At 66.0% G+C, this 21,940-nt stretch carries 23 protein-coding genes; 9 read left to right on the top strand and 14 right to left on the bottom strand.

All coding sequences use genetic code 11. From position 1 onward, the window contains the following. Positions 1 to 224: 224 nt before the first annotated feature. Positions 225 to 1,118 carry a CoA ester lyase gene (locus VMI09_06125; GenBank protein HTQ24255.1) on the top strand — a complete coding sequence of 298 codons (894 nt, stop codon included), beginning with the start codon at positions 225 to 227 and terminating at the stop codon, positions 1,116 to 1,118. A gap of 53 nt (positions 1,119 to 1,171) precedes the next feature. Here VMI09_06125 and VMI09_06120 read toward each other — a convergent pair whose 3' ends face one another. Beyond that, positions 1,172 to 1,417, bottom strand: coding sequence for a sulfurtransferase TusA family protein (locus tag VMI09_06120; GenBank protein ID HTQ24254.1), 246 nt, complete (start codon positions 1,415 to 1,417; stop codon positions 1,172 to 1,174). Positions 1,418 to 1,474: 57 nt separating this feature from the next. Further along, positions 1,475 to 2,047: a DsbA family protein gene (locus tag VMI09_06115; protein HTQ24253.1), complete on the bottom strand. Its 573-nt coding sequence runs from the start codon at positions 2,045 to 2,047 to the stop codon at positions 1,475 to 1,477. 243 nt (positions 2,048 to 2,290) lie between these two features. On the opposite strand from VMI09_06115, the gene VMI09_06110 reads away from it, so the two are divergent. Together VMI09_06110 and VMI09_06105 are read left to right on the top strand one after the other, a co-directional pair. Continuing rightward, positions 2,291 to 3,085: an SDR family NAD(P)-dependent oxidoreductase gene (locus VMI09_06110; protein HTQ24252.1), complete on the top strand. Its 795-nt coding sequence runs from the start codon at positions 2,291 to 2,293 to the stop codon at positions 3,083 to 3,085. A 17-nt stretch (positions 3,086 to 3,102) separates the two neighbouring features. Next, positions 3,103 to 3,891 carry an SDR family oxidoreductase gene (locus tag VMI09_06105; GenBank protein HTQ24251.1) on the top strand — a complete coding sequence of 263 codons (789 nt, stop codon included), beginning with the start codon at positions 3,103 to 3,105 and terminating at the stop codon, positions 3,889 to 3,891. Positions 3,892 to 3,903: 12 nt separating this feature from the next. On the opposite strand, the gene VMI09_06100 is transcribed toward VMI09_06105, so the two are convergent. Both VMI09_06100 and VMI09_06095 read right to left on the bottom strand, forming a co-directional pair. Then, positions 3,904 to 4,272 (bottom strand): hypothetical protein, encoded by a 369-nt coding sequence (locus tag VMI09_06100; GenBank protein HTQ24250.1) that lies wholly within the window; start codon positions 4,270 to 4,272, stop codon positions 3,904 to 3,906. Between the two features lie 58 nt (positions 4,273 to 4,330). After that, positions 4,331 to 5,101, bottom strand: coding sequence for an SDR family oxidoreductase (locus VMI09_06095; protein HTQ24249.1), 771 nt, complete (start codon positions 5,099 to 5,101; stop codon positions 4,331 to 4,333). 143 nt (positions 5,102 to 5,244) lie between these two features. Between VMI09_06095 and VMI09_06090 the strand changes: the two genes are divergently transcribed. Continuing rightward, positions 5,245 to 5,580, top strand: coding sequence for a polymer-forming cytoskeletal protein (locus VMI09_06090; protein ID HTQ24248.1), 336 nt, complete (start codon positions 5,245 to 5,247; stop codon positions 5,578 to 5,580). A gap of 24 nt (positions 5,581 to 5,604) precedes the next feature. Here VMI09_06090 and VMI09_06085 read toward each other — a convergent pair whose 3' ends face one another. Next, the gene (locus VMI09_06085; GenBank protein HTQ24247.1) at positions 5,605 to 6,231 is read right to left on the bottom strand and encodes a hypothetical protein; all 627 of its coding nucleotides are present in this window, start codon (positions 6,229 to 6,231) and stop codon (positions 5,605 to 5,607) included. Continuing rightward, positions 6,231 to 6,944, bottom strand: a complete 714-nt coding sequence (locus tag VMI09_06080) for a DUF72 domain-containing protein (GenBank protein HTQ24246.1) — start codon at positions 6,942 to 6,944, stop codon at positions 6,231 to 6,233. The genes VMI09_06085 and VMI09_06080 overlap by 1 nt, the downstream gene beginning before the upstream one ends. Before the next feature lie 339 nt (positions 6,945 to 7,283). On the opposite strand from VMI09_06080, the gene VMI09_06075 reads away from it, so the two are divergent. Further along, complete coding sequence (locus tag VMI09_06075; GenBank protein ID HTQ24245.1) at positions 7,284 to 7,475, top strand: helix-turn-helix domain-containing protein; 192 nt, start codon at positions 7,284 to 7,286, stop codon at positions 7,473 to 7,475. 195 nt (positions 7,476 to 7,670) lie between these two features. After that, entirely contained in the window at positions 7,671 to 8,855 is a 1,185-nt protein-coding gene (locus tag VMI09_06070; protein ID HTQ24244.1) for an aminotransferase class I/II-fold pyridoxal phosphate-dependent enzyme, read from the top strand. 30 nt (positions 8,856 to 8,885) lie between these two features. Here the strand turns inward: VMI09_06070 and VMI09_06065 are convergent, their stop codons facing one another. From VMI09_06065 to nth, 8 genes are all read right to left on the bottom strand, one after another. Beyond that, positions 8,886 to 11,489: a VWA domain-containing protein gene (locus VMI09_06065; protein ID HTQ24243.1), complete on the bottom strand. Its 2,604-nt coding sequence runs from the start codon at positions 11,487 to 11,489 to the stop codon at positions 8,886 to 8,888. Continuing rightward, entirely contained in the window at positions 11,482 to 13,365 is a 1,884-nt protein-coding gene (locus tag VMI09_06060) for a BatA domain-containing protein (protein ID HTQ24242.1), read from the bottom strand. The genes VMI09_06065 and VMI09_06060 overlap by 8 nt, the downstream gene beginning before the upstream one ends. 6 nt (positions 13,366 to 13,371) lie before the next feature. Continuing rightward, positions 13,372 to 14,283 carry a DUF58 domain-containing protein gene (locus tag VMI09_06055; GenBank protein ID HTQ24241.1) on the bottom strand — a complete coding sequence of 304 codons (912 nt, stop codon included), beginning with the start codon at positions 14,281 to 14,283 and terminating at the stop codon, positions 13,372 to 13,374. A gap of 14 nt (positions 14,284 to 14,297) precedes the next feature. Next, entirely contained in the window at positions 14,298 to 15,341 is a 1,044-nt protein-coding gene (locus VMI09_06050) for an AAA family ATPase (GenBank protein ID HTQ24240.1), read from the bottom strand. Next, positions 15,338 to 16,699: a hypothetical protein gene (locus VMI09_06045; GenBank protein HTQ24239.1), complete on the bottom strand. Its 1,362-nt coding sequence runs from the start codon at positions 16,697 to 16,699 to the stop codon at positions 15,338 to 15,340. Before VMI09_06045 ends, VMI09_06050 begins: the two co-directional genes overlap by 4 nt. A 151-nt stretch (positions 16,700 to 16,850) precedes the next feature. Next, positions 16,851 to 17,624, bottom strand: coding sequence for a hypothetical protein (locus VMI09_06040; protein HTQ24238.1), 774 nt, complete (start codon positions 17,622 to 17,624; stop codon positions 16,851 to 16,853). A 53-nt stretch (positions 17,625 to 17,677) separates the two neighbouring features. Further along, positions 17,678 to 18,574, bottom strand: coding sequence for an NAD(P)-dependent oxidoreductase (locus tag VMI09_06035; GenBank protein HTQ24237.1), 897 nt, complete (start codon positions 18,572 to 18,574; stop codon positions 17,678 to 17,680). 63 nt (positions 18,575 to 18,637) lie between these two features. Continuing rightward, positions 18,638 to 19,408 carry an endonuclease III gene (gene nth, locus VMI09_06030; protein ID HTQ24236.1) on the bottom strand — a complete coding sequence of 257 codons (771 nt, stop codon included), beginning with the start codon at positions 19,406 to 19,408 and terminating at the stop codon, positions 18,638 to 18,640. A 130-nt stretch (positions 19,409 to 19,538) separates the two neighbouring features. Here nth and VMI09_06025 point away from each other — a divergent pair, with 130 nt between their 5' ends. The 3 genes from VMI09_06025 to VMI09_06015 form a co-directional block, all read left to right on the top strand. After that, positions 19,539 to 20,513 carry a thiamine pyrophosphate-dependent dehydrogenase E1 component subunit alpha gene (locus VMI09_06025; GenBank protein HTQ24235.1) on the top strand — a complete coding sequence of 325 codons (975 nt, stop codon included), beginning with the start codon at positions 19,539 to 19,541 and terminating at the stop codon, positions 20,511 to 20,513. A 47-nt stretch (positions 20,514 to 20,560) separates the two neighbouring features. Next, positions 20,561 to 21,532 (top strand): alpha-ketoacid dehydrogenase subunit beta, encoded by a 972-nt coding sequence (locus VMI09_06020; GenBank protein ID HTQ24234.1) that lies wholly within the window; start codon positions 20,561 to 20,563, stop codon positions 21,530 to 21,532. Positions 21,533 to 21,617: 85 nt separating this feature from the next. After that, positions 21,618 to 21,940, top strand: a 323-nt coding sequence (locus tag VMI09_06015) for a lipoyl domain-containing protein (protein HTQ24233.1), incomplete at its 3' end; no start/stop codon positions are given.

The following is a 21,940-nucleotide window of genomic DNA, read 5'->3' as shown; positions in this document are numbered from 1 at the left end:
GGCGCGCGCGCCCGCCGGCGACGCGGGCGGGCTCGCGCGCAGCCGGTCGCGGCGCGGCGGCCCCGGAGAAGCCGCGAGCGCGGCGCGCCCTGCGCGCCCGCGCGGGGGCGGCGAAGAAGAGCGGGCCACGCCGACGCCGGCGATAGACGGCGGCGGGGCGTGTTCCGCGGAGAGCAGAGCGGCGCGCGCATCCGCGCGCGCCGCGGAAGAGAAGGATCACAGCGATGCGTTTACGCAGGTCGGAACTTTCCACCCCCGGCAGCAACCAGCGGATGATCGAGCGCGCGGCGGCGAGCAGCGCCGACCTCGTGTTCCTCGACCTCGAGGATTCGGTTGCGCCCAACGAAAAAGTCGCGGCGCTCGGCCGCGTTATCGACGCGCTGAACGGTTTGGACTGGGGCAAAAAAACCCGCGCCGTGCGGATCAACAACGTCGAAACCGAGTACGCCTACCGCGAGGTGATCGAGCTTGCCGAGAAAGCGGGCGACAACCTCGACCTGATAATCATTCCCAAGGTCAAGGCGCCGCGCGACATCTGGTTCGTCGATACTTTGCTCTCGGGGATTGAAATGACGCTCAAACGCAAGCGGCGCATCGGGCTCGAGGTCCTAATCGAGGAAGTGCAGGCGCTGATCAACGTCGAGGAGATAGCGCGATGTACGCCGCGGCTGGAGGCGATCATTTTCGGCCCCGGCGATTTCAGCGCTTCGCAGGGCGTGCGCTTTCCGGCCAAGGGCGCTCCGGGCTATCCCGGCGACATGTGGCATTATGCGCGCAACAAGATCGTGGTCGCGGCGCGCGCGGCCGGAATCGACGCGATCGACGGTCCTTTCGCCGACTTCCACGATCCCGAAGGGTACCGGCGTGAGGCGACCTGGGCGTCGATCCTGGGCTTCGTCGGCAAATGGGCGATCCATCCGAGCCAGATCGATCTCGCCAACGAAGTCTATTCGCCGACCAGGGAAGAGGTCGCGCGGGCGCGCAAGATGGCCGAGGTTTACGCCAAGGCCGAGGCCGACGGCCTCGGCGCAGTTACCTACGAAGGCGTGATGATCGACGTCGCGTCCGTCCGCGGCATCCGCCACGTTATCGAGCGCGCGGATTTGATCGGGATGTAAGCCCGCGCCCGCAAAGAGGCGGGTCTTTATCGATTATTAACAGTTGGCGCCGGTTACTTTTCGATCCTGAGTATCCAGACGCCTGCCGCAGCGCGGGTCTCGACTATAGCGTACCCCTCGCCCTCGGCGGCGCGCGGGATGTCGCGTGCGCCGCGCGGATCGTCGAGCGTCAGTTCCAGCGTTTCGCCCCTGGCCATCCGCTCCAGGCGCACCTTGGCATGCGCCCAATTGAGCGGGCATTTAACGCCTCTCAAATCGAGACGGATTACCTCCGCGGCGGGCTTCACCGCATCGATCATAACACGTTGATGGCATCCGGGGCGCGGCGGCGGCGAGCCGCCGCGCGGCCGACGACGTCAGGCGCCCGCGTTTTCCAGTTCGCTCGCGCGTTTGAGCACGCGGCGCATCACATCCTCGCTCTGCGCGCCGACCAGCGGCCAATCGCCGACAAGAAAAGTAGGCACCCCGCTTATTCCACGCTGACTGGCCGCCATCGCGTTATTCCTGATGCGCATCGCGTACTTGCCCGAGTCGAGCGCTTCGCCGAGCGAGGCGCGATCGAGCCCGACCTCCGCAGCCAGATCCAGCAGCACGTCGCGCTTGCCGATATTCAGCCCTTCAGCGAAGTAGGCGCGGAAGATGCGGTCTTCGAAGGCCTCGGCGAGGCCGGCTTCCGCGGCGAACTCGCCCGCCTGCAGCGCCGGCATCGAATTGGCGAGCGTGGCCGGCGCCTTCATCTCGACCCCGGCCGCCGCGCCCATCGCGCTTATCCGCTCCCACATCGCTCTGCGCGTCTTGGGATCCATATCCGGACGCCACTGCTCGGCCGGCATGCCTTCGGCCGGCCATTCGGGATGTATTTGAAAGCCCCGGTGATGAATCGTGAAATCGAATTCGGATTTGAGTCTTCGCAACACGGCGAAGCCGATGTAGCAGAAGGGTCAGATGAAGTCGGAAAACATCGTGATGTTGATCGCCATCGCGCTTGCTCCTTGTGCCGACTATATGCCGCCGCGCAGGGCCCGGTCAAAAAGGCCGTTTGGCCGCCTGCGAAGTGCAACTTTCTGAGCGCCGCGCGGCTGTGTTAGTAGCTAGAAGGAGGGCGGCGCGCTCGCGGGCGAGGACTTCGCGGAGATTTCGATTCGGCGCCGCGCACGCACTCTGGAGGAAGCATGATTGCCGACAATCTCGGACTCGACGGCAAGGTCGCGATCATCACCGGGGCCGGCCGCGGCCTTGGCCGCGCGATGGCCGCGCGGCTGGCAGGCGCCGGCGCGGATATCGTCGCCGCGGCGCGCACGGTCGAGCAGCTCGAGGAAACCGCGGCCGAGGTGCGCAAGCTCGGACGCAAGTGCCTCGTCGTGCGGACCGACGTCGCGCTCTCGGAGGACGTCAACGCGATGGTCGCGGCGGCGGTCAAGGAATTCGGCAAGGTCGACGTGCTGATCAACAACGCCGGCGCCGGCGAGGACTCCTTCGGCAAGACGATCGACCAGATAAGCGACGAGGAATGGCGCCGCGGCATCGACATCAACCTCTCGAGCCAGTTCTACGGATGCCGTGCGGTGATTCCGCAGATGCTCAAGCAGCAGCACGGCAAGATCATCAACGTTGCATCGGGTTACGGACTCCGCGGCGGCAAACACAATTACATGTACGCCTGCTCCAAGGGCGCGGTGCTGCAGTTGACGCGCTCGATGGCTCTGACTTACGCCGACTATAACATACAGACCAACTGCATCGTGCCCGGAATCTTTCCGCACAACGAACGCCTGATGGCGTTTTTCAAGGGCGGCAAGTTCATCCCGATGGGCCGTGGCGGAGAGGACGCGGACGTGGGCCCCCTCGCGATTTTCCTCAGTTCGGAGGCCTCCAATCACATCAACGGCGCGCTCATCAAGATCGACGGCGGCGGTCTGGCCGGCGGCATCACGCCGACCGGCGTCGCGCCGCAGCCGACCGAGTGACGACAGGCGAGGGCACTATGGCGCTTCCCCAGGGGTTGGACGACTTCACGCTGGCTGAAAAGTCGGCGCTGGTTATCGGAGCCGAGCATCCGGCCGGCCGCGTTGCCGCGGCGGCGTTGGCGGAGGCGGGCGCGCGGCTGATGATCGCCTCGCAGGAGCCGGGCACCAACGAGCAGATCAATGAGACGGCCAAGGCGGCGCAGGCTTCCGGCGCGAAGGCCGCGCCGATAACCCAGATACAGAACGCGGCCATCCGCGCCGACGTCCGCGCGACGATCGACAAGGCGGTCAAACGCCTGGGCGGCCTCGACGTGATAGTGACGGCGCTCGATGCTCCCTACTATGCGCCGGCCGAGGCAGGAGACGACGCGATGTTCGACCGCGTCATGGAAGGCAACGTGAAGAACGTGTGGATGGCGTGCCAGGAGGGCGCGCGCGCGATGCGCCAGCGCGGCGGCTCGATCGTCGTCGTCAGTTCGGTCCTCGCAGAGCGCGGCGTGCCCGGCGCGTCGCTCTATTGCGCGGCCAAGGGCGCGGTCGCGAACCTGGTGCGCGCGCTGGCGCTCGAATGGGCGCGCGAGAAAGTCCGCGTCAACCTGCTCGAAGCGGGCTGGATGGCCGAGGAGGGCAATCCCGCGACGTCCAACGACGAGTTCGCAGCGACCCTGCTCAAGTACCTGCCCTACAAGCGGCTGGTGAAGCCCGAGGAGCTGGCCGGAGCGCTGCTCTACCTCGCTTCCCCGGCGTCGGGCTTCGTCACCGGCGAGGCGATCGCGATCGACGGCGGCCTGCTCTGCCGCGTCTGAGCGCACGGGGGCTCACCCGAGCGCAGCCGTTAGCAGCAGGACGCTTTCCTCGAGCGCCTCAACCGCGTGAGGCACTGTGCCCTCCACCATCGCCAGCATTCCCGTACCGAGTTCGCGCGCGAGGCTCCCACTGCTCAAGCGAACGCGTCCGGAGAGCACGTGAACACTGACCGCTTTGCGCGCGGAGTGCTCTTTCAGATGCGCGCCCGGCTTCAGCATCAACAAAGTCAGCGAGAGGTCGTCGTTCTTTACGACACTCACCGAGGCGCGGTCGTTTTTTTGCCATTGCGGCTCGCTGGCGGCGTGGTGGCGCGCTTGTTCGAGCGCGAAAACCACGAATGGGCCGCGGGCACGCTCACCGGTTTTCTCGTGCTGATCCATCACGTTTGCCTCAGATAAAGCTCCCGTTTGATTGCGTTACGGCGCCGCGGCGCCGCGCTCAGGGCACGAAGGGCGACGCCAGCGACAGGCCGCCGTCGACCATAATCGTCTGCCCGGTTAGAAAAGCCGCGTCAGGCATGCAGATGAGGCAGACAACGGCCGCGATCTCCTCGGCGCTCGGGACGCGTTTGAGCGCCGAGCGCTCAGCCGCGGCCCGCGCGATCCGTTCGAAATCATCGCCCATGTAGAGCCGCGACGAGTCGCTGTCGATCAGCGCGAAATTAACGCCGTTGACCGTGATGCCGCGCGGCCCGAGTTCGAAGGCGAAGTCGCGCACCATGCTCTCCAGCGCCGCCTTGGCCGCGCCCAACGCGCCGTGTCCGGCGGTGAAGCGAATCGAGTCGACTCCCGAGATCATTACGATGCGCCCGCCCGTGCTCATCAGACGTGCGCTCTCCTGAACCGCGGCGACGAAGCCGCCGACGCTCAGGTTGAAGGTCCGGGTAAGATTGTGCGGTTTGAGTGCGAGCAGCGGGCGGAACGCGGTCGCGGCGGCGTTGGCGATCAGAATATCGACGCGGCCGAGCTCCTCGCCCGCGCGGCGGACCATCGCGCGCACCTGCTCGTCCTCGCCAAGGTCGGCCTGCAGCAGGATCGAGCGCGGCGCGAAAGCGCGAATTTCCTCAAGCGCGCGCCGCGCGCTCTGCTCGTCGCGGCGGTAGTTGAGCGCAAGGGTTGCGCCACCGCGCGCTAACCTGAGCGCTGTTGCGCAACCTAGCCCGCGCGTGCCGCCCGTGACGATCGCCACCTTGCCGTCGAATTCGCCCATCGCAGCGAGACTACCAAAAGCTTCGGTGAGGCGACGAGCCGCGGCGTCAATTTCCGATTCCGGCGAGGTTTGATGAGGTTTGCACGCCGGCGAGTTTGTCGGCATAGTTTTCGGGCGTTCGCCGTCTATCCAAGGGGGGAGAAATGGCTGCAGCGGAAGAGTCGCGAATCGGTAAGGGGACCAAGGTCTCGGGGAATCTGCATTTTCATGGCACCGTGCGAATCGAGGGCGAAGCCGACGGCGAGATAGTCGGCGATGAGGTGGTGATTGCGGAAGGCGCCGTGGTGTCGGCCAAAATCACCGCGACGCGGCTGACTATTGCCGGTACCGTCAGCGGCGAAATCGTGGTGCGCCAGCGCCTGGAACTGACATCCTCGGCGCGCTTGCGATGCACGATCAACACGCCCAGCCTCATTCTCAACGAAGGCGCGCAGTTCGACGGCGATTGCCGGATGCCGCGCGACCGCCTGGCTGCCTAAGCATCGCGAGGGGCGCCGGCGGTTTCATGCGGCGGGGGCGAAGCTGACCAGCGCGGTCTCGGCGTCGTCGCGCGCGCGCCGGCGCACAACGCGGCCGGCCTCGTCGAGTTCGAAGTCCTCCACGTCGCCCATCCGCGGCTCGAAAACCCATCGCCGCCCCGCGTCGTCCCTCCGGTAATAGGTCTGCTTGGGCGAGCTGACGACGAGCGTATTCGGGTCGATCGTCGCGACCCGCCCGATCCATCGCGCCTGTCCGCGGGCGCGCACGTGCGCGAGGATCAAAGCCTTGCACAGGATCAGATCGGCATCGACTTCGCGCATGCGGCCGAGCTTGGAGCTCATTTCTTCACGGCCGCCGGCGGCGATCAGATGGCCGCGGATGAGATCCCCGGTCGCCGCGTAGCTGGCGTTGCGTTTGAACGGGCCGCGGCTGTATCGCACCGCGACCGCGACGATCAGGCCGCCGTCCAGGCGCGCCTCGACCTCGTGGCGATTGAGACCGTCGAGGGTGCGCCTTATGCCGCGAATGAATCCCGCGCCGAGCGTCGCCTCTTCGATCGCGACCAACTCGGCCCCGCGTCGCAGTTCGTAGCGATACTCCCCGGCGGGCAGCGCCGCAGCGCCCGCAGAGGTCTCTTCTGTCGTCGCCATCAGTGAAGCCCGCTCAACAGTCGTTCGAGCCGTGCCGCGAGCACAGGAGCGCCGGTTTCATGCTTGAAGTAGACATAGATCTCGTCGGCGCCTTCCCCTACGCGCGCCAGGCGCCCGGCCCACTCCCTAAGCGCGTCGTCGTCATAGGTCTCCTTGCGCAGCCGCACGTAGACATATGGCGCGGTGCGCTCGACCGGGCTTGCCTGGCGATCGCTCTCCGCGATGCAGAGCGCGGCGCCGCCGTCGCCGAGCGCCTGCAGAGCGGAGTCGCCCTCAAACCATGAACGGTTGCGAAACTCGAAGGCCGCACGCAAGCGTCCGCTGAGCATCGCGATGAACTCGCGCAGCAGCGGCACGTCGCGGCTGAAGTCGGGCGGAAGCTGGAACAGCGCGGGACCCAGGCGCTCGCCCAGCACCGCAGCAGTCTCGGCGAAGAAGCCGACGGTCTCGTCCGTATTGCGCAGGCGAGCGAAATGCGTGATGCGCTGCGGCGCCTTGAGCGCGAAGCGAAAGTGCGCCGGTGTCTGTTCGGCCCAGCGCTCGAGCATCGCGCGGCGCGGCATCGCGCGAAAAGTGTAATTGATCTCCACCGTCGGAAGCCGTTCGGCGTAATACGCCAGCATCTTGGGACCCGGCAGCTTCGGCGGGTAGAAGTTTCCGAGCCACTCTTTGTAGCTGAAGCCGGAAGCGCCGATCCTCACCTGCGGAGCCATCGATGATCGAACCTATTCGCGCGCGTCGGATCGGACAAGCCGTAGCTGCTGCCGGTCGAACAAACGTGCGTAGCCTTATCGATGTTCGTTAACTGATCGCTTTCGCGTTCGGTCGAGAGATTAGCTTCCCTTATAATCAAAGGTCAGAGGTTATTGAAAAAAATTTCGATCGTAAAAGGGGGGCTTTTCTTTTTGAGGAATCTATCCTAATAATGCATATCAATGCCGAAAATTGGCACAATAAGACCGGGGTCGGCATAGGTGGGTTGATGGTGGAGGTTGGGGTTTGGTTCGCTCCAAAAGGGGATAGGAAAGATGCCTTCGACTGGCGCAAAGGTTTTGACGGTCAACGAGCTGTCTGAGTACCTGCGGGTCCACCGCTCGACGATCTATCGCCTGCTGAAAAAGGGACAGTTGCCGGGTTTCAAGATTGGCAGTGACTGGCGCTTCAACGTTGAAGCGATCGACGAATGGCGTCTGCAGCAGGGCGCCGCGCAACTCGAGGAGTTGCGAGCCGAAATCGGTCACTGAGTCGTCCGGGCGGCGCGAATAAACAAATCTGCAAGTCGCCGCAGCAGGCTGCCGCTACAGTTAGATTCGAGCGATCGCGCGATAATGGTCGCCGGCGCACTCGCGCGCGCGTGCACCGGTGCACCTGAGCGCTTCGCCGGGCTGCGTCGGCGGCGCTTGGCGCGCGCGGCACGCCGCGCGTAAACTGTGCGGGCGATGCCGACCGACATATCACACAAAACCCGGCTTTTCACCGAATCAGTCATCCGCGAGATGACGCGGCGCGCGCTCGCCTGCGGAGCGGTCAACCTGGCGCAGGGATTTCCCGATTTCGCGGCGCCCGCGGAACTTAAGGAAGCGGCCAAGCGCGCGATCGACGAGGACTACAACCAGTACGCGATCACGCACGGCTCGCCCAACTTCCGCCGCGCGATTGCCGACAAGGCGCGCGCCTACAATCGGCTCGAATGCGATCCCGACCGCAACGTGACCGTTACCTGCGGCGCGACCGAGGCGATGGTCGCGACGATGCTCGCGGTGATCAATCCGGGCGACGAAGTGATCATCTTCGAACCCTTCTACGAGAATTACGGGCCTGACGTAATCCTCGCCGGCGCGACGGCGCGCTACGTGGCGCTGCGCGAGCCCGACTTCGCGATCGATCGTGCCGAGCTCGAAGCGGCTTTCGGCCCGCGCACCAAGGCCATCGTCATCAACACGCCGCACAATCCCTCGGGCAAGGTTTTTACGCGCGCGGAACTGGAGTTTATCGCCGAGCTCTGCCAGCGCCACGACACGCTCGCGGTGACGGACGAGATCTACGAGCACATCATCTTCGACGGCGCGTGGCACCTGTCGATCGGCAGCCTGCCCGGGATGGCCGAGCGCACGATCACCATCAGCGGGCTTTCCAAGACCTACTCGATCACCGGCTGGCGGCTCGCTTACGCGATCGCCTGCGCACGGCTGACCGGGGCGATACGCAAGGTCCACGATTTTCTGACGGTCGGCGCGCCGCATCCGCTGCAGGAGGCCGGCGCCGTGGCGCTTGCGATGCCGGAGTCGTTTTACGCGGAATTGAAAGCGATGTACGAGCGCAAGCGCGCGCTTCTGCTCGGGGCGCTTAAGGCCGCGGGGCTGCGATGCTGGATGCCGCAGGGCGCCTACTACATCATGAGCGACATCGGCGAGCTTGGCTTTCGCGACGATTTTGAAGCCGCCGACTTCTTTCTCGACGCGCTCGGCGTCGCCGCGGTTCCCGGCTCAAGTTTCTATCATCGCGACGAACTGGGCCGCCGGATGCTGCGCTTCACGTTTTCCAAGAGCGACAAGACCCTCGAGGCGGCGGCGCAACGCCTGGCGCATCTGGGCGAAAAGCTGGCGGCGCGCAGCCGCGGCTGAATCCCGCCCCAACGCTGCTGCGGCGAATGGTCAGTCGCCGAGGTAGCGACGGCGGACGAAGACTTCACCGAGCAGCAGCACTATCACGAGCGGCAGGAGATACGGATTGGCGTCGCGATAGATCGTGACGAGCTGTCCGCGCGGCGCAAGCATCTGGGCCGCCGGCGCCCCCACCGTACCGCCCGTGGCGCGGGCGAGCTCGCGCAGCAGGTCAAGGTTGGCCGGGCGCAGCTTCAGCTCCGCCTGATCGGCCGGGCCCGCTTCGGGCACGGCGACCTCGCGGCGCACCAGCACGCGCTCGGTGTCGCCCTCCTTGACCATCAGGGTGACGTTGTACTTGCCGCGCTTGAGCGGAGCGGATTCGCCGACATAGACCGCGCGGCCCGACTCGGTCATCGGCACGTCGATCGCGTTGCCCGTTGTGTTGCCGATTCCGCTTATCCGGCAGACCAGGTTGTTGACCGGCGCACTGTCGGCCTTTTCCGCCTGCAGACTGAGCACGCCGCCCGCCGCGTTATGCACGCGCAGGCTGAACGGCCCCGAATCGCCCTGGCGCATCACCCAACTTGTGAGCTGCGACCAGAATTCCGCATAACGGTTCCATCGCACCCAGCTCAGCGATGCGGTCGAGTCGGTGTCGGCGGCGAAGACCGCGCTGCGGCCGAGGCCGTACTGCCAGGCGGCGAGCAGCGGCGCGGCCGTGTCATTGCGCCGGATGCGCAGCGGCACGGCGGCGCCATCCTTGGGAAGGGTTGCTGCGAAGAGGCCGATCGGCGGAATCTCGCGCGGGCTGATGCCGCTCAGGATCGTGCTGTCGCCCGCGTATTCGAGATGACTCTGCTGGTGACGCTTGTCGGCGATCGCTTCATTGGTGAGATGAACCAGCAGCAAGGGCAGCTTGCGGATGTCTTCGACGCGATAGAAGGTGCCGCCGGTGCTCTTGGCGAAGTCCTGGAGCAGGCGCAGGTTCTCCAGGTCGGGTCCGATACGGATGGTCGAGACCGAGATGTGTTGCTTCTCGAAATCGGCCATCAACTGGTCATGATCGTGATACTGGCGATTGGTGTCGCCGTCGGTGAGCAGGATCACCTGATGCACCGGGATGCCGCTTGCGAGGATCTCGCGCTCGGCGATTTCCAGCGATTCCTTGAAATCGGTGCCGCCGCCGGGTTCCAGCCGCTCGATTCGGCGGGTCAGTTCGGCGCGATCCTCGCCCACCGGGCGCAGATGCGAGAGCACGTAAGGCTCCGAATCGAACGCGATTACGCCCGCGTAGTCGGTGTCGTCAAGCTGGTTGATTAGCGCGGCCGCGGCCTCCTTGGCGTATTTGATCCGCTCGCCGTCGCGCACGGCCGGATAACGCGAGTTGTAGCTCATCGAGTTGGAGCGATCGATCAGCAGGTAGACCGCGATCGGTTCGCGCGAAGGTGGCGGCGGCTGCGGAGTGAAAGTTATCGGCAGCGCCTTTTCCAGTTTCCCCTGGTGAAACTTTTCGTCGCGCAGCGCATCCCCGGTCACGATCAAGCCGCCGCCAAAGTCGCCGACGTAGCGCGCGAGCGCGGCCTGCACGTCGGGCGTCAGCGCCGCCGCGGTTACGTCCACCAGGATCACCGCCTGGTAGGCGAGGTAGGTTTCGGGATCGGCCGGCAGTCCGTGCGGCGCCGTCTCCTGCACGTCGTATTGGCGGAGCCTGAGCGCGCTCAGCAGGCTGTCGGGTGGGGTGCTCGAGACCACCAGCACGCGCGGCGGCGCGATAACCGAAACCGCGGTCTCCGCGGCGGGATTGACCACCGCCAGCGGCGAATCGACGTCGATCCGCGCGTTCAGCAGATAGGCGCCGTAGCTGTCCAATTGGTAGGGCAGGCTGAAGCGATTGAGCCCCGGCTGAAGCACCACCGAGCGATGGCCCAGTTCATGGTTACTGCTTGTCAGCCGCACGCGGGCCACGGCCGGCGCGCGCGCTTCGCTCAGGACGTCGAGCCGGAGCGCGAAGCTCGCGTGAGCGCGGACCGGACTCGGCGCCTCGAAATCGACGATCGCGACGCGGCCCGCCGCCGACGGCGGCGGCGCCTCGGTGTAGAGCCGCGCTTGCTGTTCGACCAGCGCGGGCAGTTCGGCCCTGGCGTCGCCGTCGGTTTCGTTGCCGTCGGTCAGCAGCACGATGCGCTTCTCGTCCTGCGGCGGCATCAGGCTGAGCGCGGTGGTGAGACTCGCCGCGATGTCGGTGCCGCCGGGATCGGCGCCGGAACGCGAAGGATCGACATGCATCAGGCGTGGATCGCCGAGCGGCGCGAGCAGGCGCGTGCTGCGGCCAAACTCGAGCACTGCGAGCCGGTCGCGCGGACTCATCGCCGTGCGCACGGCTTCAAGCTGCTGGAGCATCCATTGGAACTGGTCGGGCGCGATCGAATGCGACACGTCCATCGCGACCACCACCGACATCCGTTGGGCCGGTGTCCTGAGCGGCAGGCGCAGGCCGGCGAGCAGCGCGACCAGGATCACGAACAGGCTTCCGCGCAGCGCCGCCGCAGCGAAGCCTGGCGCGCGGCGCCCCGCGCGGACGGCCATCAGGCCGGGCGCCACAGCGAGCGGTGCGGCGAGCAGCAGCCACAGGAATTCGGGCCGCTCAAACATTGCCGACCCTCCAGCGCATCGCCTTGCGTGTGAGCAACGCCGACTCAACCAGCATCGCGAGTAGCGCAAGCGCGACGAGCCACGCCGCGATCGGCTTTACCCGGGTGCGGGCTGGAATGTTGGCCGGAGATGTCTCGGCGGAGGCGGCGGGCTTCGAGGATACGCGGGCCGGCGCCGCCGCGGTCAGATCCGATTCGCCCGCGTCGTAGTAATTCGCGTAGATCACCGCCTTGGTTCCGGCCGAACTCACCTGGTAGCGCCCGGCCTGGAGCGGGCGCAGGCGCACGCGCCCCATCTCGTCCGCTCTGGCGAGGGTCACCGATCCGTCGGGAGAGGTGATTTTGGCGACCCCGGCCGCCGGAACGCTGACTGAACCGCCGGTCGATACCACCTGCAGGTCCTGTGGCGCGAGCAGACGCTTGACCATCTCGACCGTCAGCACAAGGCCTTCGAGCTTGTCCGGATCGAGCAGCACATGGTCGTTCACGCTGAACGCGATCACGCCCATCGCGCCGCGCGAATCGTAGCCGAAGCCCGCCAGCGGAAAGGATCCGCTGCTGCCCGCACCGGTGCCGTGCGCGAGCACGTCCATCCACTCGGGCAGGCTAAGGATACGCGCCGGGCTAAGCGCGAGCGGCTGGTCAAGCTGCTCGCCGTCTGCGCGCTCCTGCATTTCGGCCGTCGTCACCGTGCCGACCACCGGCAACTGCCACGGGGGCGGCGCCGAGCGCTCGAGCCACGGCGGCGGATAGATAATCAGGCGCGCGTCGGCCTTGACGCCGGGATCGTAGGCGTCCTCGAGCAGCGCGATGCGATAGCGCGGAGAGCTCTTGAGATCGAATTTAACCGGATCGACCGCGGTTACGATCAGACCCTGATTGACCGCGAGCAGGACGCGGGCAAGGTCGTCGCGCGCCTCGGGGCTCGGCGACATCACCAGCGCCTTGTCGGGCTTCTCGTTGGGCGCGAACGTCCAGCGATGGTTGTCGGCCGCGAGCGCGTCTTCGGTGACGATGCGCGCCTCGACGAGGCCGGCCTTTTCCAGCGGGCCGAACGGCAGCACGGTTTGACCGCGCGGTTCCAGCACGAAAGTGTTGTTCGAGAGGTCTTTGCCATCGAGCTCGAGGACAAGCTCGCATACCTGCGGACGGTCGGAAAAGTTGCGCACGACGACTCGTCCTGGCGAGGCGCCCACCGTTCCCGGTTCGAGCGCCACGATTGCGAGATTGTCGGCCGGCGATCCGATCTGATGCAGATGGAGGCGAGCGCCTGCGCCGGCGGATTTCAACAGGTCTCCTGCGGGCGGTCGATCGGCGAAGAGATCGATCTCGGCCGCGCCCTCGGCGCGCATCAACGCCGCCCGCATCGCGGCCGCCCGCGCCGGCAGCGCCGCAGGCTTCAGGGCCTCGATCGCCTGGCGCACGTCGGCGATGTGCGCAGTCTGAGCGCGATACACCGTGGCCTCGAGGGTGTAGCCGATCACGCTGAAGCTGTCGCCGGGTTTCGCCTCTGCGACCATCTCGAGCGCCTGGCGCTTGGCTTCGTCGAGCCGCGTCCACCTGCGATCACGCGCGCTCATCCCCGCGCCAAGATCGAAAATCAGCGCGCGGGCCTGATGATGGGCCGGCGTCTTTGCCGTGGTGCGGAGGTAGAGTCCCGCAAGCGCCATCGAGACCGCGCCGAGCGCCGCCATCTCCAGCCAGAACATCAGGTCGGTCCGCAGCACGCGCGAGCTTGCGACCGGCGCAGCCACCTCGTCGAACAGCATCAGGCTGGAAACCTCGAGCGTGGGCTTGGCGCGTGCGCGCAAATAGATCGCGACGAGCACGGCAAGGCTTGCGAGATAGAGCAGGTTACGCGGATTGAGCAGGCCCATCGCTTTTCACCGCATCACGCCGAGACGAGGAAATTCGCGCATCACGATGTCGTCGAAATGGCTCGCGCCGAAGGCGCGCGCGTACACCATGCCGTGGCTGGCGCAAAACGCGGCCAGCTCGGACGACAGCCGCTCGGCCCGCCGCCGGCAGCTTTGGGCGGCGCCCGCGCCCAAAGTGACCTCGCACAGCTCGCCGGTTTCCGAGTCGCGCACGCGATAGTGTCCCGGCGGATAGTCGCCGCTGCTCTCGCGGTCGCCCAGCACGTGGATGACCTTGACCTCGTGCCGCGCGCGGAGCAGGCCGCGCAGCGCCTGTTCGTATTCGGCGGCGGAGATCAGGAAGTCGGAAATCAGGATGACGGTGCCGGCGGGCCGGCGCTCGAGCAGCAGGCGCTCCACCGCTGCCGACATCTGCGTGGCGCCGCCCGGCCGTACCTCGCTGACGAAGGTCCGGAAGGCGGGATAAGTCTCGCGCCGGCGATGCAACGCCGAGGTTTGCAGGCGCAGCGCGCCGCCCCGCGCGGCAGAAGGGAACGCCCCGATCCGCACCGCGTCATTGCTCGCCATCGCGACGTAGGCGAGCGCGGCCGCCAGCCCCAGCGCGAAGCCGAGCTTGTCGTCCTCGCGCGGCAATCCCATCGAGGCGCTGGCGTCGACCAGGATGGTGACTTCGATTTCGCGTTCAGCGCGAAAGGTGCGGATCGTCAGGTCGTCGAGCCGCGCAAACGCGTTCCAGTCGAGGAAGCGCAGGTCGTCGCCCTCGGTGTATTCCTTGAAACTTTCGGGTTCGATGCCGAGTCCCTGCACACGCCCGAGCGTGCGGCGGCCTTCGCGGACGGTGCGCGAGCGCTGGACGCCGAGCACCAGCCCGTCAAGCCGGCGGAGAAAGTCGGGCTCGAATGCGCGCGCCTCGAGCATCTGGATCGAACCGCTCAGCCGCGGGTCGGACGCACCGCCTGGACAACGCGTTCGACGATATGCGCCGCGTCGATGCCGTCGGAGTGGGCCGCGTAGTTGAGCATCACGCGATGCTGCAGCGCGGCCGGGGCGATCTGGTCGATATCTTCGTAGGCGACATTGGCGCGGCCGTCGAGCAGTGCGCGCACCTTGGCGCCCATGATAAGCGCCTGCGCGCCGCGCGGGCTTGCGCCGAAGCTGACGTAACGGTCGACCGCGTCAACCCGCAAACCGTTGGCCTGCTGGCCAATGTAGCGCGAGCCGCTGGGTTGCGTCGCGCGCACCATCCGCGCGGCGTAATGCTCGATCGATTGCGCGACCATCACCTCGCGCACGAGGTGCTTGAGCCCCTCGATCCGTTCGGCCGCCTCGGCCACCGAAAAGATCGGCTCCACCCCGGCGTCCTCGGGACCTGTGGTATTGGTCACGATTTTCACCATCTCGCTCTCGTCGGGGTACTCCAGGCGCACCTTGAACAGAAAACGGTCGAGCTGGGCCTCAGGCAACGGATACGTTCCCTCCATCTCGATCGGGTTGAGCGTCGCCATCACGAAATACGGGGGCTTGAGCTGATGGGTGATGCCGGAGACCGTCACCTGCAACTCGGCCATACATTCGAGAAGCGCCGATTGGGTCTTCGGCGTGGCGCGGTTGATCTCGTCGCCGAGCAGGATGTGGCAGAACACGGGGCCCGGTTGGAAGGAGAATTCGCGACGGCCGTCTTCGCCCGAAAGAATCACCCGGGTGCCGGTGATGTCCGCCGGCATCAGGTCCACGGTGAACTGGATCCGGTTGAAGCTCAGGTTGAGCGCGAGGCCCAGCGTTTTGACCAGCGTGGTTTTGCCGGTGCCGGGGACGCCTTCGATCAGCACGTGGCCGCTCGCGAAGAGCGCGATCAGGAGTTCTTCGACGGCGCGCTGATGGCCGACGATCACCTTGTGAATCTCGGCCTGGATGTGGCGGAAGGTGCGCGCGAAGTCGGCCACACTGGGTGCTTCGCCGGCGGCAGCTGCATTCATCGTTCAAATACCCGTTTGATCGTTACCCGGTCGGAGGCCGGGATGGATGCGCGTTCGAATGGCTCGTCGGGAGCCTGGTTCGCGTTGAGTGCGCTCCGCGTCCGCTGCGGCGGCGAGGGCGGCGCCGTGTTGCTCGATCCGTCCTCCGACGGTGCGACCTCGACCGGAATCTTGAAGGTATCGTTGCCGAGCGGCGGCTTCTCGGCGTCGCCATAAAGATGCTGCGGGTCGCTCCCCGAGCCGTGATCCGATCCTCCGGCGCCCAGCGGGCCGCCTTGCGGCACCTTGCGCGAGTCGGGCGGTGTGTTCTGGCCAGGCGATCCATTGGGATCCGGATCGTCGTTGTTGAGCCCGTTGAGCGCGGCCAATCCACTCATGTCCGGGACGCCCGGCGTCGGACCGCCGTTTGGCTGGGCCGCGTTTTGCTCGGCCTGCTGCTGCCCGTTGTCGGAATTCTGCGGGCTCTCCTGGGCGCCCTTGGCTCGCGCCTGGTCCTGGCTCTTCCCTGGGCTCTTTCCTTCGCTGCCGCCTTTGCGGTCGGTGAGCTTCAGGCGCGGCGCAGGTTCGGCCGCCGGGCTTCCCGTGAGCTTGTTTTGCAGCGCCTTTGCGGCGTCGCGCGCATTCGCCATCAGGCGCGAGGCCGGACTGCCCTTCGGTGCGCCGCTTTGCGCCTCGCGCAATTTCTCGGCGAGCTTGCGCAGCGTGGCCGGGTCCGCATCAATTTCGGTTCCCGGTTCGAGCGACGGGTCGGCGGGCCGGATGTCGAGATCGCCCAGGTCGACGGAAGGCTCGCCCGGGATGCTGGCGACGCGATTGTTCGCCGTCAGCCGCGAAGTGCGCACGCCATAAGCGACGCGCATCGCAACCGCCGCGACGGCGCACGAGGCGATCGCCGCCCACAGCCATCGCGAAACCCGGCGCGGTTCGATACGCGCTGCGGCGAATTCGTCGCGCAGCGCGAGCGTGTCCTCGATGAGATATGGCCATAGCGCCGAGCGCTGCTCGAGCCGCGCGCCGTCGACCATCGTGGTCAGCCGGCCCTTAAGGGCCGCGCGTTCATCCGCGATCCGCGCGGCGCGCTCGTCGCTGGTGCGCATCCGCCACGCCGCGCGCGTCATGCGCACGACTCCAGCGATCGCAACGATGGCGACGGCGGCCGCGAGCAGGAGAAAAGTCAGCGGACCGAAGGCGAAGGCCGCGCCGAGGATCAGCACGATTGCGCAGAGGATGAAGGTGAGCGGGGCGAACAGGCCCTGTTGCAGGGCTAGCGCGTTCAGCCGGCTGCGAATCGAGCCAACTTGGCCGAGGATTAGCCGAAACTTATCCTCGCCACGCGCTTGTGCGGCTTGGTAATCCATCTAGGAAGACGCCACCGCCACGACGCCAATCGGCGGTGAGGTACCAATCACAATAATTTAGGCCAGCCCTGTGCGCAACTTGAATGTTTTGGAACCGCGGTGTGCTCCGCGTTGCAGCGAGCGATTGCCGAGCGTGGTAACTCCGCCGGAGTCAAAAAAGCCATCCGATGGTGCTTTTGAAAAAGCTTCCGTTCGACGCATTGGTCACGCCGATCCCGTAGCCCGCGTTTATCTCCAATTGCGGCGCAAGGTGCAGGTTGATGCTCGGGGTCAGGAAATGCTGTTGATTCTGAACGCTCGGCAAATGCTCGAGCGCTCCGATCTCGCCGTAGTACTCGAGCGCCGGCTCAAGCCAGTCGTTGACCCGGTAGCTTATCTGGCCCGCTGGCTCCAGTGTCATACCCTGATGCGTGCCTGGTCCGCTGAAGGGCTTGTTGAACGAGAAATTTCCGATGATGAAGAACGGGCCGGCATGAGCCTCCACGATCGGCATCAGGTCCAGCTCGAGCGGCGTTTCGGCCGCGTCTCGGCGCATGTACTGGAATTCGACGTTGGCCCCAAACTCGACCGGCCACTTCTCGGTAAATGGCACCCCGAAGTGCACCTTGGTGCGCGAGCCTGCGTATTCGTAGGTTCCGCGGTCCAGGCGCGCGGTGCACAGATATTGTCCGACCTCCAACCATGGCAGCAGGCCGTAGGTCAGCTCGCCGGTGTTATGGATTTGATAGAGCGGTAGCTGCTCCTTTGCCTCTTCGCCCGTTGCCGAACTCACGTATATGGAATGCAGTTCGAGCCACCAATGTTCCGCCGGCGTGGTCTCGACGGTATAAATCTGCAGCTCATAAAAGTCCGTTGCGCCGGCCCGCCCGCCTTCCAATACGAGCCCCATCGCAAACAAAAACGCGGCGGCCGCCGCGAACTTCATGAGCGCTAAAAACCCCCGCTATATGGATTTCGTCGCCCGCCCTCTCGCCCAGGCTAGGATTTGTGACCAAGACCGGCGTCGTCAAGCACGCTCAACGCGATCGCCGACCAATCCATCTCGCCGCGTCCTTTGGCGAGGCTTGCGAGAAATCGATCGCGCACCAGGCTCGCGATCGGCAGGCCCATCGTGACCTCGGATGCGGTCCGGAGCGCCAATTCAACGTCCTTGAGTCCCAGTCGCAACCGGAAGCCCACCGGCTCGAAGCGCTTCTCCGCCACCGCTTTGCCGTAGCCCTGGTAGATCGGACAAGCGAAAAGTGTTTTCGCCAGCAGGTCGGCGACGGCCGTGCGCTCGACGCCCTGCTTTTCCACCATCGCGAGCGCTTCCGACATCGCTTCCAGGTTCGCCGCGATAAGAAAGTTGCCCGCGAGCTTGGCGACGTTGGCGGCCCCAGGTTCTTCGCCGAAATCGAAAATCGCTTGTCCCATCGCCTCCAGCAGCGGCCGAATCGCGGTTTTCGCGGCCGCAGGTCCCGAGGCCGTGATCCACAGCCGCTTGGCCTTGGCGGCGTCCGGCCGTCCAAATACCGGCGATGCGATCAAAGTGCTGCCGGAGGACGCATGATGCTCCGCGAGCCGGCGCGTGGTTGCCGGCGCCACCGTGCTCATCGAAATATGGATTCCGCCGCGTCCCAGCCGCTCGGCCAATCCGCCCGGGCCGAGCGTCACTTGCTCCAACGCGGCGTCGTCAGCGACCATCGTGATCGCGACGGCGCCCGGCTGCGCCGCGTCGCCCGGCCGGTCCACGAGTGTTGCGCCCGCAGCGACCAGCGCGTGCGCCTTCGATGCGGTGCGGTTGTAAACGCGCAGCTTGTATCCGGCGGCAATAAGGTTGGCGGCCATCGGCTCGCCCATCGCACCCAATCCGATAAATCCGACGTCAGTGCTCATCGCAGAGTATTCCTTTCTCCCGGCCGGGCGCGGATCGCGCCGGCGGGACTTAGCTTCGACTCCCTACCGCGCGCGGGTCACGCCCCGGCGCGGACACATACGCGCCGCCGGACATCGCGAACACCACGGCGACAACGGCTGGCAGATAGTCTGACCGAAGGCCACGAGCAACGTATTGTATTCGATCCAGTATCGGCGGGGCAGCGCCGCGCGAAGCGCGGCTTCGGTTTTATCCGGCGTGCGCGTTGTGACCAGGCCCCATCGGTTGGAGATCCGATGGACGTGCGTATCGACGCAGATGCCGGGTTTACCGTAGGCCTGGGTTACGACCAGGTTGGCAGTCTTGCGGCCCACGCCCTTGAGCATCAGCAACGCGTCGATCGAATCGGGCACCCGCGAACCGAAACGCGTTATCAGCTCGCGGCAGATTCCGACGATCACGGCGGCCTTGGTGCGATAGAAGCCGACCGGATAGATGAGCCGCGCGATCGCATCTTCGCCGAGCGCGAGCATCGCCTGCGGCCCCGCCGCCGCGGCGAACAATCGCGGCGCGGCCTCGGCGGTGGTTTCGTCCCGCGTGCGCAGGCTCAGGATGCACCCGATAAGCACGCGAAACGGGTCGCCGTGCTGGGCGGCCTCCAGAGCCATCACTGGCGCGTTCCATCGCGGCGCTTCGCGCCGCAAAAGCCTGAGTATCCGCCCGACTGTGCGCCGCTCGACCGCGCCGGCGGCCCCCGAACGCCCGTTCCTTCGTCGCCGTGCCGAAGCGCCGGTGCGCGAACGGGTCGCGGCGGTGCTTGCGATGCTGCTCGCGGGCGTCATAGCGGTTGTCATCTCTAGCACGGCCGGCGCGGGATGAAGAACCGAAGTTCGTTTGACGCTGGGTCCGAACGGTAATACCTTCGCTCTCGCCGGCGCGCTGGCCGCTTTGAGCGCTCGCCGCCACGAGGAGGTTTTACCGGCGATGGACCTCGGCAAAGACTTGATGCTCGACATGTACCGCTCGATGCAGCGGATTCGGCAGTTCGAGGGACGGGTGCGCGATCTCGCGATCGCCAACGAGCTGCCGGGCTTCGTGCACGTCTCGATTGGCGAGGAGGCGAGCGCGACTGGCGTGTGCGCGGCGTTGCGCAAAACCGACCGCATCACCTCGACCCATCGCGGCCACAGCCATTTGATTGCCAAGGGCGGCAGGCTCGACCGCATGATGGCCGAGCTTTACGGCAAGCGCGAGGGCTACTGCAAGGGCAAGGGCGGCTCGATGCATATCGTCGATTTCTCGCTCGGCATCCTGGGCGCCAACGGAATCGTCGGCGCCGGCTTGCCGATCGCGGCCGGCTCGGCGCTGGCCGCGCAAATCGCCGGACGCGACGACGTAACCGCCTGCTTTTTCGGCGACGGCGCATCCAACGAAGGCACCTTTCACGAATCGCTCAATCTCGCCGCGGTGTGGAAACTGCCGGTGGTCTTCGTGTGCGAGAACAACGGCTTCGGCGAATTCACCCCGATGGAAACCGTGACCTCGGTCAAGGACATCGCGGAGCGCGCGCATGGCTACGCGATTCCCGGGCACATCGTGGACGGCAACGACGTCTTCGAGGTCTATCGTTACGCGAGCGAAGCGATCGCGCGGGCGCGGGGCGGCGAAGGGCCGACGCTGCTCGAGTGCAAGACTTACCGCTGGGAGGGGCACGTGGTTGGCGAACAGGCTTTTCTTGGCTCGGCTGCCTACCGCAGCGAAGCGGAGATCGAATCCTGGAAAAAGAAATGTCCGCTGATTAAATTTGAAAAATTCGTGCTCGAGAGCGGCAAAATCAGCAAGACCGAACTCGACCGGATCGTCAACGAGACGCAAGCCGAACTCGAAGCTGCGGTCGAGTTTGCGCGCCAGGCCCCACTGCCCGATCCGTCCGAAGTCGCGGACGACGTTTTCGCTTAGGTGCGCGCGCGGAAAAAGCGACTCGAACGCAGAACGAGGTAAGGACGATGGCGCAGGTCAGTTACATACAGGCGATCAATCAGGCGATCGACGAAGAGATGGCGCGCGATCCGCTCACCTTCGTTATGGGCGAGGACGTGGTCCTGGCCGCGTTCGGCGCGACTCGCGGGTTGCACAAGAAGTACGGTTCGGGACGCGTGCGCAACACTCCAATCTCGGAGGCGGGCTTCGTCGGAGCGGCGGTGGGCGCGGCGATGGCCGGCACGCGCCCGATTTGCGAGGTCGAGTTCGCGAGCTTCTTCTATTGTGCGATGGACCAGGTGTGTAACCAGGCCGCCAAGCTGCGTTACATGTCGGGCGGCCAGGCCCGGCTGCCGATAACCTTCAGGGCCGTGTATGGAGCGGTCGGTGGCGCGGCCGCGCAGCATTCCGAAACCGTGTACGCGCAGTTCCTGAGCGTGCCGGGATTAAAGCTCGCGATGCCCTCGTCGCCCTCCGACGTCAAGGGAATCCTGAAAAGTGCGATCCGCGACGACAGCCCGGTGATCGTCTTCGAGCATCTCGCACTCGGACGCCTGCGCGAGGAAATGCCCCCCGGAGATCATCTGGTGCCGCTCGGCAAGGGCGCGATCAAGCGCGCGGGCGACAACGTGACCGTGGTCGCTATCGGCGCGATGGTGCCCAAGGCGCTCAAGGCCGCGGAACGGCTCGCCGCCGACGGCATCAGCGTCGAGGTCGTCGATCCGCGCACGCTGGTGCCGCTGGATGAGGACATAATCCTGCAATCCGTCGCCAAGACGAATCGGGTCGTGATCGCCGACGAAGGGCATCTGCGCGGCGGCGCGGCGGCCGATCTCTCGGCGCTCATCGTGGAGAAAGGATTCGATCTGCTCGATGCGCCGCCGCGGCGCGTGACCTCGCTCGACGTCCCGATTCCCTTCAGCCCGCCGCTGGAAAAGGCCGCGATCGCCGACGACACGCGGATCGAGGCCGCGGTGCGCGAATTGGCGGGGCGCTGAATCTCGAGTCGGCCGCGCCCTTCTCTGCGATGCGAATCCATCCTCTTTACAGCAGACCGAACATCCATGTCCCGGTGAGAGTCCCATGTCCGTCGAAGTGACCATGCCCAAATTCGGCCTTACGATGCAGGAGGGCACGATCCAGCGCTATTTCAAGGCTCAGGGCGACAGCGTGCAGGCGGGCGAGCCGCTGTATGAAGTCGAGACGGAAAAGGTGCTGTATGAAGTCGAGGCCCCGGCCTCGGGCACACTTGCGGCGGCGCTGTTTCCGGAGGGCGCGACGGTCGAGTGTGGAGTCGTGGTCGCGATAATCGCCGAGAGCGGCGAGGATGCGGCCGCGGTCGGCGCGCACTACGGCGCCAGCACAGCCGCGCGAGGGGGCGGGCCCGCCGCCCAGGCGGCGGGCCC

The organism is Candidatus Binataceae bacterium (assembly GCA_035500095.1).
Taxonomy (GTDB): Bacteria; Desulfobacterota; Binatia; order Binatales; family Binataceae; genus JAKAVN01.
The sequence above is the reverse complement of the archived record's forward strand: the minus strand, read 5'-3'. Positions and strand labels throughout refer to the sequence as shown.